The organism is Blautia sp. AM28-27 (genome assembly GCF_003480905.1).
GTDB lineage: Bacteria > Bacillota > Clostridia > Lachnospirales > Lachnospiraceae > Fusicatenibacter > Fusicatenibacter saccharivorans.
On sequence record NZ_QUJK01000001.1, the window covers coordinates 383,108 to 400,384 of the forward strand.

The window sequence follows — 17,277 nt, forward strand, 5'->3', positions numbered from 1 at the left end:
AAAACGCAGGAGGAAACTTAAATGGAAGAAGTGACAAAAGTATTACCGGCGATTGCGCTGCGTGGAACAACGATTTTGCCGGATATGATTGTACATTTTGATATCAGCAGACCTAAATCGGTTCGTGCGGTCGAGGAGGCGATGCTGGGAGACCAGAAAATTTTCCTGATTACACAGAAAGACCCGGATACGGAAGTACCGGGTCTGCTTGATGTGTATAAAATTGGAACAATTGCGGTCATCAAACAGGTTGTGAGAATGCCAAAGGATGTTCTTCGGATTCTCGTAGAAGCAGAAAGACGCGCAGAACTGCTGAACTTCGAGGAAGAGGAGAGCGAGTATCTCCGCGCCGAGGTGGCGCTGTTTACCGGCTCGGACGAAATGCAGTTTTCCGATATCGAGCAGGAGGCAATGCTGCGCAACTTAAAAGAGCTGTTTGCCGTCTACTGCGAGCAGACGCAGAAAGTCAGCAAGGAACTGGCAGGCCAGATCCTCGGAACCGAAGAAGTTGGAAAGCTGGTGGACCAGATCTGCATGAATCTGCCCCTCGACTACGTAAACCGCCAGAAACTGCTGGAGGCTGTGGAGCTTTCCGAGCGGTATGATACGCTCTGCGTCATGATCGCCAACGAGATTCAGATTCAGGAGATCCGTTCGGAGATTCAGGGAAAAATCAAAGAGCGGATCGATAAGAACCAGCGTGATTATATTCTGCGCGAGCAGCTTAAAGTCATCCGCGAGGAACTCGGCGAGGACAATTCCCGGACCGAGATTGAAAATTATAAGAAGCAGCTTGAGAAGCTCAAAGCCTCCAAAGAGGTAAAAGAGCGGATTTCCGAGGAGATTCACCGTCTGGAAAATTCGGCCAACAATCCGTCCGAGGCAGGCGTGATCCGCGGCTATATCGAGACACTGCTGGGGCTTCCGTGGGATAAGGCATCCCGTGACAATCAAGATCTGGCAAGAGCACGCGAGATTCTGGAGGAAGATCACTACGGTCTTTCGAAAGTAAAAGAGAGAATCCTCGAATTCCTGGCCGTACGCACCCTGACGAAGAAAGGCGAGAGCCCGATTCTCTGCCTGGCAGGCCCTCCGGGAACCGGTAAGACCTCGATTGCGAGAAGCGTGGCGCGAGCCCTGAATAAAAAATACGTCCGCATCTGTCTCGGCGGTGTGCGGGATGAGGCGGAGATCCGCGGCCACAGAAGAACCTACATCGGCGCGATGCCGGGACGCATTGCGGCGGGACTCCATCAGGCGAAGGTGAAAAATCCGTTGATGCTGCTCGACGAGATCGACAAAGTAAGTGCAGATTACAAGGGAGATACCTCTTCCGCGCTTCTTGAGGTCCTCGATTCCGAGCAGAATAATAAATTTGCCGATCATTACGTAGAGCTTCCGATCGACCTTTCGGAGGTGCTCTTTATTGCAACCGCAAATGATATTCAGAACATTCCGCGTCCGTTGCTGGACCGTATGGAAGTGATTGAAATTTCAAGCTATACGGAAAACGAGAAGTTCCATATCGCAAAAGAACATCTCGTTCCGAAGCAGAAGAAGGCGAACGGTCTGAAAGAAGCACAGCTTGTGATCGAGGATGAGGCGCTGATGGAAGTGATCAGCGGCTACACCAGAGAGGCCGGTGTCCGCTCCCTGGAGCGCCAGATCGGCAGAATCTGCAGAAAGAGCGCGAGAAAGATTCTCGAGGAACAGGTAAAAGAGGTTGTTGTGACGAAAAAAAACCTGGAAGAGTTCCTCGGAAAAGAGAGGTATGAGTTCCAGCCGGCCAACGAAAAACCGGAGATTGGTATTGTGCGCGGTCTTGCCTGGACGGCAGTCGGCGGCGATACGCTGCAGATCGAGGTCAATGTGATGCCGGGAAAAGGAGAGTTTCTGCTGACCGGCCAGCTCGGCGATGTGATGAAGGAGTCTGCGCAGGCGGGCATCAGCTTTATTCGTTCCGTGGCAGAGCAGTATGAGATTCCGAAAGAATTTTTCGAGAAACACGACATCCACATTCACATTCCGGAGGGAGCCGTTCCAAAAGATGGCCCGTCTGCCGGTATTACGATGGCGACGGCGATGGTTTCCGCGATCACAAAGGTTCCGGTAAAAGCAGACGTTGCGATGACCGGAGAGATTACGCTCCGCGGCCGTGTGCTTCCGATCGGTGGCTTAAAAGAGAAGCTGCTGGCGGCAAAGAAAGCCGGTATCCATATGGTTCTCGTTCCGGAGAAAAATGAGCCGGATGTAAGAGAACTGGATGCGGAGATCACAGACGGACTGCAGATCGAATTTGTCGGCAGCATGGAACAGGTATTAAAACTGGCACTTGTGGAAAAGAAGTAAGGCCAGAAGATGCAAAAAACAGGAGAAGAAAAGTATGGTAATTAAACAGGTAGAGCTGCAGCATGTCTGCGGAATCACCAGTAAACTGCCGGATACCGGTCAGGTGGAAGTGGCATTTGCGGGAAAATCCAATGTTGGAAAATCTTCTCTCATCAATGCCCTGATGAATCGGAAATCACTGGCGCGTACCAGTGCGCAGCCGGGAAAAACACAGACGATCAACTACTACCACATCAATGAGGAAATGTATCTGGTGGATTTGCCGGGATACGGTTTTGCGAGAGCCTCCGAGGAGGTTAAAGCAAAATGGGGCAAGCTGATCGAGGATTATCTGCATCAGTCAAAAATGCTGCACGCAGTATTTCTTCTGATTGATATCCGTCATGCACCGTCCAACAACGATCGCATCATGTACAACTGGATTCTTCGAAACGGCTATCAGCCGATCATCATTGCGACGAAGCTGGACAAGATCAAGCGCAGCCAGCTTCAGAAACAGATCAAGCTGATCCGCGAGACGCTGGAGGTTGAGAAAGATACGATTGTGATTCCGTTTTCTGCAGAGACAAAACAGGGACGCGAGGAGATCTGGAATCTGATTGATGAAATCCGCTCGGATGCAGAAGAAAGCGGGGAATAATGTCATGGGTATGATACGTGCTGCAGGCCTTGGGTATGAATACCTCCGTTACGAGGAGGAAGGACAGGAGCCGGAAGTAACAAAAGCGATCGAGGACGTCAGTCTGGAAATCCAGAAAGGTCAGTTTATCGCGGTGCTCGGGCATAACGGAAGCGGAAAATCAACGCTTGCGAAACATATCAACGCTCTGCTGGTGCCTACAGAAGGCACCATGTGGGTGGATGATATGAAGACGACAGATGAGGAGGATGTCTGGAAGATCCGCCAGAAAGCCGGTATGGTATTCCAGAACCCGGATAACCAGATCATCGGAAATGTGGTGGAAGAGGATGTCGGCTTTGGACCGGAAAATCTGGGTGTCCCGACCGATGAAATCTGGAAACGGGTGGAGGAGAGCCTTACGGCGACCGGGATGATTTCATACCGGGCCCACTCTCCGAATAAGCTCTCGGGAGGTCAGAAACAGAGGGTTGCAATTGCAGGAGTGATGGCTATGCAGCCGGAATGTATTGTTCTTGATGAACCAACCGCGATGCTGGATCCGAACGGACGAAAAGAGGTTCTTCGCGCTGTGCGTAAGCTGAATGAAGAAAAGGGCGTTACGGTTATTCTGATTACGCATTACATGGAAGAGGTTGTTTTTGCGGACCGTGTGTTCGTTATGGACAGCGGCAGACTGGTAATGCAGGGGACACCACGGGAGATTTTCTCCGAGGTGGAAAAATTAAAAGAGCTCCGTCTCGATGTACCCCAAGTGACACTGTTGGCTTATGAATTGAGAAAAAGTGGTGTAGATCTCCCGGAGGGAATTCTGACCATTGAAGAACTGGTGAATGCATTATGTCATTGAAACTTGAAGATGTAACGTACACATACAGCCCGGGAACGGCATATGAAATGCACGCCCTGGAGCATATCAATCTTGAAATTCCGAATGGCCAGTTTGTTGGGATTATCGGCCATACGGGAAGCGGAAAATCGACGCTTGTGCAGCATTTGAACGGTCTGATCCGACCGACTGCCGGACGGGTGCTGTATAACGGAGAGGATATCTGGAAAGAAGGATATTCGCTAAGAGAGCTTCGAAGCCATGTGGGACTGGTTTTTCAGTACCCGGAGCATCAGCTTTTTGAGACGGATGTGATCACAGATGTCTGCTTCGGACCGAAAAATCAGGGACTTTCACCGGAGGAATGCAGAAAACGGGCGGAAGAGGCGCTGGATCATGTCGGATTTCCAAAGGAAATGTATGAAAAATCGCCGTTTGAACTCTCCGGAGGTCAGAAACGTCGTGTTGCGATTGCCGGTGTGCTTGCCATGAACCCGGATTTTCTGGTGCTTGACGAGCCGACTGCAGGCCTTGATCCGAAGGGACGCGATGAAATCCTCGATCAGCTTGCATTGCTGCATAAGACGCGCGGCATTTCGGTCGTGCTCGTATCGCACAGCATGGAGGATATTGCAAAATATGTAGAGCGGATTATTGTCATGAACCACGGTCATGTGGCGTTTGACGATACACCGAAGAAAGTCTTCGCTCACTATAAAGAGCTCGAGAAAATCGGTCTTGCGGCGCCGCAGATGACGTATATTATGCATGCGCTAAAGGAACACGGCATGGACGTGGACGTAACGGCGACGACGGTTGAGGAGGCACGCGATACGATTCTTGCGGCACTGGAAAGTCAGAAGAAAAACGGGAAAAAAGGAGCAGAAGTATGTTAAGAGATATTACTCTGGGACAGTATTACCCGGCAGATTCTATTCTGCACCGGCTTGACCCGCGTGTGAAATTTGTAGGAACGATCGTTTATGTCGTTTCCCTCTTTTTGTTCCACAATTGGGGCTATCTGCTTGGAACCGTATTCCTTGCGGTGATGATTAAACTGTCGAAGGTACCGTTCAAATTTATCACGAAGGGTCTGAAATCAATTTTTGTGCTGCTTGCGATTACGATGGTGTTTAACATCTTATTTACGCCGGGTGAGGTGCTCGTCCGTATCTGGAAAATTACGATCACCCACGAGGGTGTGGCCATGGCATGCCGTATGTCGGTGCGTCTGATTTTCCTGATGATCGGCTCTTCGCTGATGACGCTGACGACAACACCGAACCAGCTGACGGATGCACTCGAAAGCCTGCTCGGACCATTGAAAAAAATCCATGTGCCGGTGCATGAGATTTCCATGATGATGTCAATCGCACTCCGTTTTATCCCGATTCTCCTGGAAGAGACAGACAAGATTATGAAAGCGCAGATGGCGCGCGGCGCGGATTTTGAGAGCGGAAATATTATCCAGAGAGTAAAGAACATGGTGCCGCTTCTGGTGCCGCTGTTTATTTCAGCCTTCCGCCGTGCAAATGATCTGGCGCTGGCGATGGAAGCACGCTGCTACCATGGAGGAGAGGGAAGAACACAGATGAAACCGCTTCGGTATCAGACGCGCGATTATGCAGCGTATGGCGTTCTTATGGCATACCTTGTGTGCAGTATCGGCCTTCGCGTGTGCGGACTCTGACTTTGACGAAAACGGAGGAGAAGAATGCGCAGAATTAAGCTGATTGTAGCGTATGACGGCACAAATTACTGTGGATGGCAGGTACAGCCAAACGGCATTACAGTACAGGAAGTATTAAACCAGGTTCTTTCCGATCTTTTTGCGAAGAAAACGGCCTGCATCGGCGCAAGCCGGACCGACGCAGGGGTACATGCCCTTGGCAATGTGGCGGTGTTTGACACGGATGCGAGAATGCCGGCAGACCGCATCGCATTTGCGCTGAACACACGGCTTCCGGCGGATATCCGTATTCAGGGATCATCCGAAGTGCCGCCGGACTTTCACCCGCGTTTTACCGCAACAGTTAAAACGTATGAATATCGGATTTTGAACCGCACCTTTGCAGATCCGACGCGGAGACTGAATTCCTATTTCTGGTACGGCCCGCTGGATGTGGATGCGATGCGGCAGGCAGCATCGTATCTGGTTGGCATGCATGATTTTAAAAGCTTTGCAACAGCAAAACCGGAGGTGACCGACACGGTCCGTACCATCTATGAAACGAGTTTGGAAAAAGAAGACGATCTGATCCGCTTCCGGATTACCGGAAACGGTTTTCTCTACAATATGGTGCGGATTATCACCGGAACACTGCTTGAGGTTGGAAAGGGCGATTATCCGCCGGAGAAAGTAAAAGAAATCCTTGCGGCGAAGGATCGAAAAATGGCGGGAGCAACGGCAAGGCCGGAGGGGCTGACCCTGGTGCAGATCCGGTATCCCGAATGGGATTTCGAGTAAAGACATAAGTGGTCTGTATTTCCCGAAAAACAGACTCGCAGTTTACGAAAAAATGCAAAATATGGGTAAAAAACAGTTGACATTCCAAAATCCGTATAATATAATTACTAAATGTGTGACGTAGTTTGAAAACGCCGATGCCATAAGCCCCGGTAAGGCGGTTTCCTATATACATGAAACAGTAAATTGAATTTTTCACAGGAGGTTATATCCATGAACACCTTTATGGCAAATCCAGATAAGATTGAAAGAAAATGGTATGTTGTTGATGCAGAAGGATGTACATTAGGACGTCTGGCATCTGAAGTAGCAAAAGTATTACGTGGAAAAAACAAACCGGAGTACACTCCGCACGTAGATACTGGTGATTACGTAATCGTAATCAACGCTGATAAAGTAGCAGTAACCGGTAAAAAACTGGATCAGAAGATCTATTACAGCCACTCCGATTATGTTGGTGGAATGAAAGAAGCTACTCTTCGTGAGATGATGGCTAAGAAACCGGAGAAGGTTGTTGAACTTGCAGTGAAAGGCATGCTTCCAAAAGGACCTCTTGGAAGACAGATGTTCACAAAACTTCACGTATACGCTGGTGCAGAGCACGCTCATGCAGCTCAGAAACCAGAAGTATTAACATTTTAATAGGGAGGTAAAGAACATTGGCTAGCGCAAAATATTACGGAACCGGAAGAAGAAAAAAATCTATCGCAAGAGTATATCTTGTACCGGGAACTGGTAAAGTTACCATCAATAAAAGAGACATCGATGAGTATTTTGGTCTGGAGACCCTGAAAGTTATCGTTCGTCAGCCTCTGGCAGCTACAGAGACCGCTGATAAATTTGACGTGATCGTAAACGTTCACGGCGGCGGATACACAGGACAGGCAGGAGCAATCCGTCACGGTGTTGCACGTGCCCTTCTGACTGTAGATAACGACTACAGACCAGTTCTGAAAAAAGCAGGATTCCTGACTCGTGATCCTAGAATGAAAGAGCGTAAGAAATACGGTCTCAAAGCAGCTCGTCGCGCTCCGCAGTTCAGCAAGCGATAATCGACTGCTCAGGCTATATCAAAATGGTTCAAAAAGCCCGGAAAATCAAGGCTTAATAGTGACAAGTAACTATTTTGTCGCAGAGAACGGTGTGACCCGAAGGTCACGCCGTTTTTCTGTGTTCATAGGTTGTTTGCGTGATGATAGGCTCGGAAATAACGGGAATATCTACATCGTCCACGAAGTTGAAGAAAATCTTCACTTTCTGCTTGCGCTTGCCGCTGGATTTGTCCGGGGCATAGACGATGATTTTCTTGATATACTCGTTCACGATGGTCTGTGTCAGCTCCTCCACATCCACATATTTCTGTGTCAGGGCGATAAAGGCATCCAGACCGTCGTTCATTTCTTCCCGCTGTTCCACCCATTCTTCGATAACTTCAATTTCGAGCTTTAACCGTTCCTGCTCCGCTTCATAGTCCGCAGACATCTTTCTGTATCTGTCCTGATTGAGATTTCCAAGAACATAGTCCTCGTACAGCCGGGCGATGATGACATCCAGATCGGCAAGGCGTTTCTTTGCCTGTTCCAGCTTCTTTTTGTCATCCCGGATGCTGCGCTCCTGGTCAGTCCTGCGGCATTGCAGCCATTCCTCCTGAAAACCGTCCACATCGCTTCGGATATACTCATTGACTGCCCGGATGCGTTCCAGAACGATTTCACGAAGCACATCTTCCCGGATATAGTGGGCAGTACAAGTACCACGGTTGCTCTTGTAGTTGTTGCAGACGTAGTGATCCTGCTTGCCCTCAAAGTTTTTGCTTGTGGCAAAGTGGAGCTTGCCGCCGCAATCGGCACAAAACAGAAGCCCGGAGAACAATCCCTGCCGTTCCGCTTTTGCAGGGCGGCGTTTGTTTTTCCTCAGTTCCTGCACCCTGTCAAACTGTGCCTGAGATACAATCGCTTCCTGTGTGTCCGGCAGATAAAACATATTCTCCGGCTCATTGGGAATCCGCTTTTTCAGCTTGTAGGACTTGGAATAAGTCTTGAAGTTGCAGGTACAGCCTGTGTACTCCTGCCGTTCCAAAATCCCTACAATGGACTGGTTGCCCCAGTGGTACGGTCTTTCCGGCATCGGCTTTTTCTTTCGCTTGGCATAGAGTGCCTTTGCAGTCAGAATCTGCTTTTCTTCCAGAATCCTTGCAATCTGCTCCGGGCCTTTGCCGTCAATGCAAAGGTCGAAGATGAGCTTGACTACCGGAGCCGCTTCTTCATCCAGAATCCAGTGATCCTTGTCCTCCGGGTCACAGCGGTATCCGTAGGGCGGTTTGCCCATGTGCTTCCCACTGGTTCCTCTCTGCCGCAAACTGACACGGACTTTCTTGCTGGTATCACGGGGATACCACTCGTTGAACAGATTACGGATTGCGGCGAAGCCCTCGCTGTCTCCCCGGTTGCTGTCTACGCCATCATTTATAGCGATAAAGCGGACATCATAACTCGGAAAGATAATATCCGTATATTGTCCAACAGTCAGATAGTCACGACCAAAGCGGCTGAGGTCTTTGACCAGCCAGCAGCCCACAAGCCCCTGCTTGACAAGCTCAAAGCCTTCCTGCACACCGGGACGATTGAAGTTCGTCCCCGTATAACCGTCATCCACCAGAATTTTCAGGTTTGTATACCCGTGGTCACGGGCATATCGGGTTAAATACTCTCTCTGATTTGCGATACTGTTACTCTCGCCTTCCTGGGCATCCTCGTTGCTCAGACGGCAATAGAGAATGGTAATTTTCTGCTGATCCAACATAATATCCTCCTTCGGTGGTTGGTCAGCCGACAGTACCGTTGTGCATATTGGAATTATATCATGTTTTTGTGTCGCAGTCATTAACAAATCACCCCCTTGTCAGAAAAAATGAGCCGTTTTACCTTGTCGGTAAGTGGCTCATTTCCGTCACACTCCGTTTCAATCACATACCATGTGTTTCCGATCTTGCACTCAATGGTTTTGCAGAAAGAGGACTGTGCCGCTTCCCAACGCTTGCGGCATTCTTCCAGAAAATCAATAGGCGGCTCAAAAATCGGATCGAAGCAGGAGCAAATATCAATATAGCCGATGGCATCGTTGATTTCTTCCATCGGGGCATCTTCCATAATCATCTTGTTAATTTCCTCTACGGTTTTCTTCATAGGCAAATAGTTCCTTTCTTAAATTTCCATGTCCTGTCCACGATTGCGGGCAGGGTGTTTGTGTTCATACAGTTCCTTTCCCCTGGCGAGGATGGCATTGATAAAAGCCCAGACCTTTTCAGATGCAATCTCAATCGCATCCAGGAAAGGCTGGGCTTTCTGTTTCAGCTCCTCATAGTCTTTGTTCAGTTTTTCAAAACGGTCTTTCCATATCTTTGCGTTTTTATCTGCCTGCTCGAATTTCTGCTTGTATTTCAGCTTCTCAGACTTTTCCGCAAAGCTGCTGACCGCATAATCCTTTAGCGTGCGGCACTCATCCGCCGTCATGGTAACATTTCCCGTAATGGGTTTTTTCTTGCCCATCGACTCAATCTCATGTGCAGTCATAGCAACAGACTTAGCAGCCTGAGTTTCCTTTTTCAGAGCTTCCAGTTTCTTTTTCTGCTTCTCCGTGGCAGCTTTGGCATCCTCCAAACTCTGTTCTGCCTGTGTCACCTGTCCGGTCACAGCTTCCAAACGCTGCTGTTCGGCCTGTACCTTGAACTGTGTCACCGTCAGATGTTCCTCGGTACTGCCACGCTCTCCACGCTCCACATCGGTATATCCGGCGGCTCGCATGAAATTAAAAAAGTCATCCTGCAGCACACTGTAGGACGACTTCAAAATCTTTTTCCCTTTTGCGTTCAACATCGGATTTCCGTTTTCATCAAGAACGGGTTTGGATTCCCACTTCTTACTGCGGCTGACCTGTGTGATCGTTTCCTTTACCGTTCCCCGGAGGGATTCATCCTTGCATCGCTTCGACCACAGGATTTGTTTCTCCACCACCGGGATATAAACCACATGAAGGTGATAGTGGTACACATCCTCACCCAGAGCTTCCGACATTGCCCGGTTGCGCTCGTCGGCATGCATTACAGCGGAGAGGATATACTGCTCACCGCCCACAATCTCCACGGCGGCTTTGTAGGCATCGGCATAGAACTGTTTGGCATATTCATAGCCGCCGTGGTTGTGGAAGTAGGCAGAGTTTACATCAAACAGCAGCTCCCCATATTTCACCGCATCGGCTTTCAGACCACGGGTGGAGATAACACCATCTGCAATCATCTGATCGAACATGGCGGCATAGCTGTCGGTAGGTTTCTTGAAGTGGACATTGCGGTGGGTCTGGGTGGTATCAATATCTTGATTGGAGTAGCTGTCTTTTTCTCGCTCGTTATGCTCCTGAACTTTCGCCACATCGTCGAGGGTGGGCAAGTCCTGGTTACGGGCAAAGGTACGGTCAATTCCATCGTTTCTTGCCATAGGTTTTTTCCTTTCTTTCGAGAGTAGCAGACGGGCGGGGCTGCGGGGATGCACTTCTGCGGAAGTGTAATAACCCACTATAACACTTTCATCCATTCTGGCTGCAAAGTGCCGTGGGCTCTCCCGAGGGGGTGTGCGGTCACTGCGGTGACCTCTGCTGACCAAGGCAAAATGTCTGCAACTTTTCCCATGGTCAGCCCGTCTGCATGAAGCTGTTCTGCGGAACGTTTCTTGCAGACGTTGGCAGCGTCTTTCACTGCCATCCATAGGCAGCACTGCGGTGTGCCTATGGGGACGGGAGATGCGAGGGGCTGTTGCCGGGGGCATCACTTCTCCCGTCTTTGCTGCCATACAATGTCGCATCCCAGCACATCGGCAAGCTCCAATACTTCCTTGTATCGGATGCTTTCCCGCTGTAATTTTGCGGACAGGTTGGAAACGCTGTCGCTCCATCCGTACTCGTCCGAGAGCAGGTCAACAACTTCCTGCATGGTCATCCCAGCACGGATGATCTGTGCCTTGATTTCATTGCGTACATTCATATTGAAAAATCCTCCATAATTCTGTTTGTGGTTCGGTACAATCTCTGCACCCCAAAACGGAGCAGATACACCGAACAGTGAAAAATCTGCAATCTCTGAAATCCGTTCAGAATTTTGCTTGTGATGTCCTGTCCATATATGACCATATCCCGCTTTACTGTTTCGTGTGATTTGGTCTGGAAAAATGAAAACATCTATTGTTCCGTGAACAGGGTACACGGTTCAGAGAAGCACGATTTCGTGAAATAGCTTCGTCCTGCGGTCAAAAACTTTGCTGTTTCCATTGCCATTGATTTTCAATACCCGAAAACAGGTTGTCTCTGAAAGTCGTTGTTTCCTATAATGGGAGAAAACAGGGGTAAATGCTGCGTACATACGTACAGAGCATGACTGGCAAAATCAATCCCGCCATTCCTCCGGTACGTACGTACATGACGAAACATCGTAAAACCCATTTATATGAGGCCTTGCCACAGCTTCCACACCCATAAATCCCCACACCCGCCGTCCGGCAGAGTTGGTGATGTTGTTGCAATGTTCCAGATTGAATCTCCCGGCATTGGCAATCATGGCGTCGCTGAAGCTGCGGGCTTTCAGCGGTGCAAGGGAATTTTCTTCGCACCACATCCGGTAGATTTCATAGAAATCCTTGGAGCTGATGGACGCATCCGCTTTGCACCGGATGTATCCCTCCGATTCCATGAAATCAAAGATATTATTATTGTCACGCTTGACCGCTTCCCGATTTTCACGGATGCGGTCACTCTCCGAAAACTTAAAGTTGTTGGCAACGAGCCGCTGCAATCCTTCGAACGCCCACAGGAAGATGCCCTCAGCTTCGGCTTTCATCTTCTCAGCAAGGTCGGGATCATCGGCTCTGCCCACGGGCTTTTCCTTGGTAGTCAGTACAAGCTGTCTGCGGTAAAAGCCGTCGCTGCGGTCATACAGGGCTTGCAGATCACCATTGCTGAATGCCAGCAACCGGGCAAACATCCAGCCCTGATAACTCTGCTTGCCCTTGCGTTCCAAGTCCATTTTGCCCTGTGCAGTCACGATGGATTTTACATAGTTGGTCTGACGCAGAGCTTCCATCCGCATATCATCATCCACGCACAGCAGGATGTGTTCCAGATCGGCACGGGCAAAACGGTTTTCAGAAATCTTCCCGATGCTGCCGTCTTTCATATTCGTGCCGAAGATGGTGGACAGCACCGCACCGATTTGGGATTTGCCCTCACCGCCGTTGCCCTTAATCACCATCATGCGCTGACCTTTGTTGGATGGAATCAGGCAGTAGCCAATGAACTCCTGCAAGGTGGGGATGTCCTCTGCATAGAGTAGTCCATCCAGAAAGTTCAGCCAGATCACCGGTGCAGGAGCATCGGGATTATAGCCGACAGGCAGACGGCTTCGCACGATAGCCGGTCTGCCTTCGGTGAAAGTGCCGTTCAAGAGCAGCGTACCGTTGGCAACATGGATGCGATCCTGCTCCGGAGGGAAGTCAGACACCTGCGCTTCCAGTTTCAGCACTTCCAGAATGTTGGTGATCTTCCGTGGGATGTTGTTCACGGCACAAAATTTCAGCTTGTCGTAAATCTCCCCACGCAGAGGAAGGTCATCCGTCACTCGACCATCGGGCGTGAAAAAAGCTCCGTTTGCGAAGATGATTCTGCGCTCATGCAGAAATTCTTCACAAAACAGAGCTTCGTTGATGTTCTGCCCGTCAAACCAGACAGGCAAATTCATATTAGGCGTTTTCCGGTTCTTCGCCACGGTGCGCCACCTCCTTTTTCTTTCGTGCGGTATACTCTTGCAGAAAAGCAATTTTGTCGTCCTGCATCAGCTTGTCCACCAATGCCACCCGTTCTTCCAGATCACCCACCGTCAGCACATCTGCCATATATTCGATATAGCAGTGCATCTGGCAGGCTTCCACAAAACGGTCATCCAGAGCATCTTCCGGTGTCTTGGGTGCGTATCGTACTTTCCAATCTTCCAGCAGATGCAGATAATCCGTCAGCACCCGGAAACACAGCATTTCATCCTCCCGGAACTGACGGATATAAGGACGCTTTGGCTTGGCCATAGCTGCGGCAGTGGGCGGTTTCGGGTCAAGTCCGAAGTCCGAAGCCAGCTTTTGCGCTGCTTCATAGCTGCTCAGATCGAACGACCTTGCCACGAAGTCGATCACATCCCCCTTGACTCCGCAGCCAAAGCAGAAGAAATAATCCTCATTCAGCTTCATGCTCGGATGCCTGTCATTGTGGAACGGGCAGCAAGCCATGCCGTTTCGGTTGACTTTCAGCCCGTAGTGTTCGGCGGCTTGCTTTACGCTGATTGCCACCTTGATGGTTTCATAGATTGTCATAGAAAACCTCCGTTCATAGTATTCAGAAAGCACGAAACACCCGCCGTGATTGGCAGGTGCTTCGCTCCGTCTACTATTGTTATGCCGGATTTTTCAAAAAACAGGCTAATCGGAGGACAACCCCGTTTCAAAAAACAGGACAACTTATGGATAGATGTAGATTTCTTTACATTAGCATGATAGAATTAAGAAAATGAAAAAACAGGACAGGAGGGGCAAGCATGAACCAAGAACTGATGACATTGGATTTTTGGCAGGATACGGTCATATATGAGGGAAAAACACTTCCTGTCGGCGCTCTTGCCTGTGATGCGCTGAATGTCCCTGCGGATACCATCGCAAAGATGAACGAGCAATGCGAGAAAATCAATCTGCTGCTTGGAATATTAAACGCCGGACAGGATGCTTCTGCACTCTGTCCTATTGCAACGGAAGCTGCTCTGACGATGCTTGATATTCTCAGTCAAACACCGCCGTTCTCCTATATGAATATCTCAAAGCACAGAGAACGGATTGAAAAAGTCTTTACTGTGGACAATGCGCTGAAATATGTGGAGTTTGCCATAAAGGCCGCAACCAATTCTTTGCAATTTGAAGAAATCCAGAACTTTGCCGATGCGATGATGCTCCAACGCTATACCGCAGTTTTCGGGCATCTGGCATACTCCCTTGGGGAATACCAAACGACCATGCTTGATTTTGCAGAAAAATCAGACGGCAACGAAGCTGACCGCACCGCAGAGGGCTTTGCCAGAATGTTCGGCAATTATTTCCCGCCGGAGTTTTCCATCACGGAGGGCAATGCCTGGATGTCTACCCTGAACAATTCCGTTCAGTATGTATCCGTCATCCGTCCCGGCGAAAAAGTTGCGAAGCTGGTCAAGCGGATGCACTATGTATCCTTTGTGGGGATGTTCCGGTCTGATCTCTTTGAGGGCCTGTGTGTTGGCCATGCACCGAAAAAATGCAAAATCTGCGGCAAATGGTTTCTGACCACCAATGCAAGGCACACCAAATACTGCGGCGGCTACGCTCCGGGGGACAAGCTGCACCGCACCTGCCGGCAGATCGGTAACCTGAAAGGCAGAGAACAGCGGGAACTTGCGGACGATCATCCGCTGAAACAGATTTATGAGAAGCGACTGAATACCATAAACCGCTATGTGAAGCGTGGCGCTCTGGACGCTGATCTTGCAGAGGTTATGAAAAAACTGGCGAAAGATAAGATGCTTCGGGCGCTGAGCAATGTCGCTTACGCCAAGGGTGATTATGAAAAAGAAATGGGACAGGCTGCGTTGAAGAAAGAAGCAATAAAAAGAATTTGAATTTAGCTAAGAGGTGAGCAACGTTATGTTAGAAGTAGTATTTAGCGACAGTGCCGCAGGGACTATGGCGGTTGCGATTGGACATAAGGGTTTTTTAGGCAGAGCAACCAGTGTAATTATCTCTGATGGGACAGTTTCAAAAGAAGAAATAGAAAAGTTCCAGCATCAAGCAGAAGAACGGGAGCGTTCTGGTTGGGAGAATGCTATACCGTTGGAAGGAAATCGTAAGGACATAGTTAATCTTCCGCTGGCATTGTCTGTGGGCAACATCTCCGAAGCAGGAATTTGTTTGGAGCGTGAGTCGGCATTATCTTTGCTACTAAGCATACTGCCCGATATGGCATCTGAAATCGTAACTGAACTTCTCAATACATCCCGAAAGAACTATGCTACACTACTGGAAAAAGCACAAAACGGAGAGCCGATTCGTGTTTGGGTCGGACGAGACCCAGATGATGTGTGCGGATTGTATTGGCTTCTGGAACAACTACGACCAATCGGCTTTGAAAAATTGGATATTACCATTGTGGAGCTTCCAATGTGGGAAACAAGACCAGATGGATGCATTGTCCAGTATAACGGTTGGGGAGAAGTTGAACCTTATCACTTGGGACGGATGGCATCTCTTGGGAAGAAGTTGCCAACAAATTACCTTCGTAGTTTGGCTAACCGCTGGAGAGAACTCCAACAGGAAAATTCTCCTCTTCGTGCTGTTATAAACGGCAAACTGGTCAGCGTATCAGAAACTCTGTATGATACATTAATTCTTCGAGAATTGGATACACTGGACGACGAGTTTAGGGAAAGCGTGCTTGTTGGACAGGTTCTTGGAAAGAATCAATTAGGGATCGGTGATGGGTGGATTGCTTTGCGTGTGGAACAATTTATCAAAGAGGGACTTCTGCTCCCAATCACAACTCCTGCACCAAATGCACCTATTTATCACCGTATGTTAAAGAAAATAAAGTAATAAATAACCCATTAGTTGATCACGGGATATTTATGAGTATTACTAAACTGGAAGGAGGTGCGCTATGCTGAATGATTTTTCATGGAATATGACCGGATACATACCGAAACACGCTGTCAATCCATCCGATGATGGCATCCCACCCTATGTTGCAGAGCGCATCTTCCAGCTGGAACCGGAACCGCCTACAGTAGACAATCCGAACGAATATATCCTGTCTGCCCTACGGGAAAAAGACTTGAAATATTTCTCATTCTTTCTCCACCACTACGAGCTGCAACTTAACAAGCGCATCAAAACCTTTCTCGGTGTGGATGGCGGCAATCGATACGACACAGACCGTTTTCTGGATATAAAACTGTCCTGCCGGGAGCAAATGCTCCAAAAGCTGATGGACTATGCTCCTGCCAAAGGTGCGGAGTATGCAACATACATTTTTCCGTTCATTCGGGATGCTATGCTCCGTTTCCGCATGGGCGAAGAAAAATGGTCGGTATCCTCTCTGACCAATTACAAAATGGTGCGGTCAATGGCGTGGCTGTACCATAACACCAAGGATGCGGTCAGTGAATTTGCAAAGAAATACAACTGCGACCTTGCCCTTGCGGAAGGATACCTGAAAGTAGTCCGTGGCATCCGCAATCAGCAGCCATTCTATGTAACGGACGAGGATGGCGAGGAAACAGGTGAAGATGTTGCCCTTGATGATACATGGAACTATACCGACATCCTCTGGAACGGCATACAGGCTGAAAAGGTGCAGCGGGCATTTGAGAAACTGAATTACCGGGAGCAAACCTTGCTTGAAAAGCGGCTGGCGATTTGTATGACCTGTGGGCGTGTCGGCTCATGGAAGAACCGCCCCACCTTTGAAGAACTGGCGGTTATGTTTGAGGGCAGCACAGCCAGCGGTGCAGAGCGAGCCTACCGGAAAGCAGTGGACAAGCTGACGGAGTTTTTGGTTGCCGAGGGTGCTATCCATGCAGTCCGGCTGAAACAGAAATCCAAAACCAAGCGCAAAAAGAAAATCACCGCCGCAATCTACGAATACCAGGCAGACTGCGACGGCGAATGGGGCGAAATATCAGTTGATTTTGAGAACGGCACAGCAGAAATCATTCGGCTTGCTGATTGGGATACAATTAAAACGAACTGGTTTGCCAATGAGGCGATCCGGTATATTTTATCATTGTCGCCTGATGCTCTTAAAAAATATATGCTCGTCCCCCTTGAGCCGCCACTTATATCCTGAATCCTTACAACAACTGTAAGTGGTATTTGCTGTGTTCCCATG

Annotated in this window: 18 protein-coding genes; 11 read left to right on the plus strand and 7 right to left on the minus strand. The window is 49.1% G+C overall.

The annotated features are described in order from the left end of the window. Positions 1-21: 21 nt before the first annotated feature. The 8 genes from lon (at position 22) to rpsI (ending at position 7,337) form a co-directional block, all read left to right on the plus strand. Positions 22-2,349: an endopeptidase La gene (gene lon, locus DW743_RS01770; RefSeq protein WP_117760471.1), complete on the plus strand. Its 2,328-nt coding sequence runs from the start codon at positions 22-24 to the stop codon at positions 2,347-2,349. 34 nt (positions 2,350-2,383) lie between these two features. Next, the gene (yihA, locus tag DW743_RS01775; RefSeq protein WP_055219842.1) at positions 2,384-2,989 is read left to right on the plus strand and encodes a ribosome biogenesis GTP-binding protein YihA/YsxC; all 606 of its coding nucleotides are present in this window, start codon (positions 2,384-2,386) and stop codon (positions 2,987-2,989) included. A 4-nt stretch (positions 2,990-2,993) separates the two neighbouring features. Continuing rightward, positions 2,994-3,839, plus strand: coding sequence for an energy-coupling factor transporter ATPase (locus DW743_RS01780; RefSeq protein ID WP_117760594.1), 846 nt, complete (start codon positions 2,994-2,996; stop codon positions 3,837-3,839). Beyond that, positions 3,830-4,714, plus strand: a complete 885-nt coding sequence (locus tag DW743_RS01785) for an energy-coupling factor transporter ATPase (protein WP_117760470.1) — start codon at positions 3,830-3,832, stop codon at positions 4,712-4,714. Before DW743_RS01780 ends, DW743_RS01785 begins: the two co-directional genes overlap by 10 nt. After that, positions 4,708-5,508 (plus strand): energy-coupling factor transporter transmembrane component T family protein, encoded by an 801-nt coding sequence (locus DW743_RS01790; protein WP_117760469.1) that lies wholly within the window; start codon positions 4,708-4,710, stop codon positions 5,506-5,508. Before DW743_RS01785 ends, DW743_RS01790 begins: the two co-directional genes overlap by 7 nt. Positions 5,509-5,532: 24 nt before the next feature. Continuing rightward, positions 5,533-6,285, plus strand: coding sequence for a tRNA pseudouridine(38-40) synthase TruA (gene truA, locus DW743_RS01795; protein WP_117760468.1), 753 nt, complete (start codon positions 5,533-5,535; stop codon positions 6,283-6,285). Positions 6,286-6,498: 213 nt separating this feature from the next. Further along, on the plus strand, positions 6,499-6,927 hold the full coding sequence (rplM, locus tag DW743_RS01800) for a 50S ribosomal protein L13 (protein WP_055219851.1): 429 nt from the start codon (positions 6,499-6,501) through the stop codon (positions 6,925-6,927). A 17-nt stretch (positions 6,928-6,944) separates the two neighbouring features. Further along, positions 6,945-7,337, plus strand: coding sequence for a 30S ribosomal protein S9 (gene rpsI, locus DW743_RS01805; RefSeq protein WP_055219853.1), 393 nt, complete (start codon positions 6,945-6,947; stop codon positions 7,335-7,337). 103 nt (positions 7,338-7,440) lie between these two features. Here the strand turns inward: rpsI and DW743_RS01810 are convergent, their stop codons facing one another. From DW743_RS01810 to DW743_RS01845, 7 genes are all read right to left on the minus strand, one after another. Next, on the minus strand, positions 7,441-9,087 hold the full coding sequence (locus DW743_RS01810; protein WP_202976589.1) for a recombinase family protein: 1,647 nt from the start codon (positions 9,085-9,087) through the stop codon (positions 7,441-7,443). Positions 9,088-9,167: 80 nt separating this feature from the next. Continuing rightward, the gene (locus DW743_RS01815) at positions 9,168-9,470 is read right to left on the minus strand and encodes a hypothetical protein (protein WP_117504225.1); all 303 of its coding nucleotides are present in this window, start codon (positions 9,468-9,470) and stop codon (positions 9,168-9,170) included. An 18-nt stretch (positions 9,471-9,488) separates the two neighbouring features. Then, positions 9,489-10,778 carry a plasmid recombination protein gene (locus DW743_RS01820; protein WP_117760466.1) on the minus strand — a complete coding sequence of 430 codons (1,290 nt, stop codon included), beginning with the start codon at positions 10,776-10,778 and terminating at the stop codon, positions 9,489-9,491. Between the two features lie 77 nt (positions 10,779-10,855). Beyond that, positions 10,856-11,041: a hypothetical protein gene (locus tag DW743_RS01825; RefSeq protein ID WP_109258816.1), complete on the minus strand. Its 186-nt coding sequence runs from the start codon at positions 11,039-11,041 to the stop codon at positions 10,856-10,858. Between the two features lie 63 nt (positions 11,042-11,104). Next, positions 11,105-11,320: a phosphoribosylglycinamide formyltransferase gene (locus tag DW743_RS01830; protein WP_109258817.1), complete on the minus strand. Its 216-nt coding sequence runs from the start codon at positions 11,318-11,320 to the stop codon at positions 11,105-11,107. 399 nt (positions 11,321-11,719) lie between these two features. After that, positions 11,720-13,066, minus strand: a complete 1,347-nt coding sequence (locus tag DW743_RS01840; RefSeq protein ID WP_117760465.1) for a DNA primase family protein — start codon at positions 13,064-13,066, stop codon at positions 11,720-11,722. A gap of 1 nt (position 13,067) precedes the next feature. Then, complete coding sequence (locus DW743_RS01845; protein ID WP_117504233.1) at positions 13,068-13,688, minus strand: CHC2 zinc finger domain-containing protein; 621 nt, start codon at positions 13,686-13,688, stop codon at positions 13,068-13,070. 221 nt (positions 13,689-13,909) lie between these two features. Here DW743_RS01845 and DW743_RS01850 point away from each other — a divergent pair, with 221 nt between their 5' ends. The 3 genes from DW743_RS01850 (at position 13,910) to DW743_RS01860 (ending at position 17,235) form a co-directional block, all read left to right on the plus strand. Continuing rightward, positions 13,910-15,013: a DUF6076 domain-containing protein gene (locus tag DW743_RS01850; protein ID WP_117760464.1), complete on the plus strand. Its 1,104-nt coding sequence runs from the start codon at positions 13,910-13,912 to the stop codon at positions 15,011-15,013. A 25-nt stretch (positions 15,014-15,038) separates the two neighbouring features. Then, the gene (locus DW743_RS01855) at positions 15,039-15,983 is read left to right on the plus strand and encodes a DUF3658 domain-containing protein (RefSeq protein WP_117760463.1); all 945 of its coding nucleotides are present in this window, start codon (positions 15,039-15,041) and stop codon (positions 15,981-15,983) included. A 64-nt stretch (positions 15,984-16,047) separates the two neighbouring features. Further along, positions 16,048-17,235, plus strand: a complete 1,188-nt coding sequence (locus tag DW743_RS01860; RefSeq protein ID WP_117760462.1) for a hypothetical protein — start codon at positions 16,048-16,050, stop codon at positions 17,233-17,235. Positions 17,236-17,277: the final 42 nt, after the last annotated feature.

Bases quoted from the DNA above. Each gene is read 5' to 3' on its own strand.
- rplM (WP_055219851.1), top strand. From the start codon at position 6,499: ATGAACACCTTTATGGCAAATCCAGATAAGATTGAAAGAAAATGGTAT.
- DW743_RS01845 (WP_117504233.1), bottom strand. From the start codon at position 13,688: ATGACAATCTATGAAACCATCAAGGTGGCAATCAGCGTAAAGCAAGCC.
- DW743_RS01810 (WP_202976589.1), bottom strand. From the start codon at position 9,087: ATGTTGGATCAGCAGAAAATTACCATTCTCTATTGCCGTCTGAGCAAC.
- DW743_RS01855 (WP_117760463.1), top strand. From the start codon at position 15,039: ATGTTAGAAGTAGTATTTAGCGACAGTGCCGCAGGGACTATGGCGGTT.
- yihA (WP_055219842.1), top strand. From the start codon at position 2,384: ATGGTAATTAAACAGGTAGAGCTGCAGCATGTCTGCGGAATCACCAGT.
- truA (WP_117760468.1), top strand. From the start codon at position 5,533: ATGCGCAGAATTAAGCTGATTGTAGCGTATGACGGCACAAATTACTGT.
- DW743_RS01830 (WP_109258817.1), bottom strand. From the start codon at position 11,320: ATGAATGTACGCAATGAAATCAAGGCACAGATCATCCGTGCTGGGATG.
- DW743_RS01815 (WP_117504225.1), bottom strand. From the start codon at position 9,470: ATGAAGAAAACCGTAGAGGAAATTAACAAGATGATTATGGAAGATGCC.
- DW743_RS01825 (WP_109258816.1), bottom strand. From the start codon at position 11,041: ATGGCAGTGAAAGACGCTGCCAACGTCTGCAAGAAACGTTCCGCAGAA.
- DW743_RS01840 (WP_117760465.1), bottom strand. From the start codon at position 13,066: ATGAATTTGCCTGTCTGGTTTGACGGGCAGAACATCAACGAAGCTCTG.
- DW743_RS01785 (WP_117760470.1), top strand. From the start codon at position 3,830: ATGTCATTGAAACTTGAAGATGTAACGTACACATACAGCCCGGGAACG.
- DW743_RS01790 (WP_117760469.1), top strand. From the start codon at position 4,708: ATGTTAAGAGATATTACTCTGGGACAGTATTACCCGGCAGATTCTATT.
- DW743_RS01820 (WP_117760466.1), bottom strand. From the start codon at position 10,778: ATGGCAAGAAACGATGGAATTGACCGTACCTTTGCCCGTAACCAGGAC.
- lon (WP_117760471.1), top strand. From the start codon at position 22: ATGGAAGAAGTGACAAAAGTATTACCGGCGATTGCGCTGCGTGGAACA.
- DW743_RS01860 (WP_117760462.1), top strand. From the start codon at position 16,048: ATGCTGAATGATTTTTCATGGAATATGACCGGATACATACCGAAACAC.
- DW743_RS01850 (WP_117760464.1), top strand. From the start codon at position 13,910: ATGAACCAAGAACTGATGACATTGGATTTTTGGCAGGATACGGTCATA.
- DW743_RS01780 (WP_117760594.1), top strand. From the start codon at position 2,994: ATGGGTATGATACGTGCTGCAGGCCTTGGGTATGAATACCTCCGTTAC.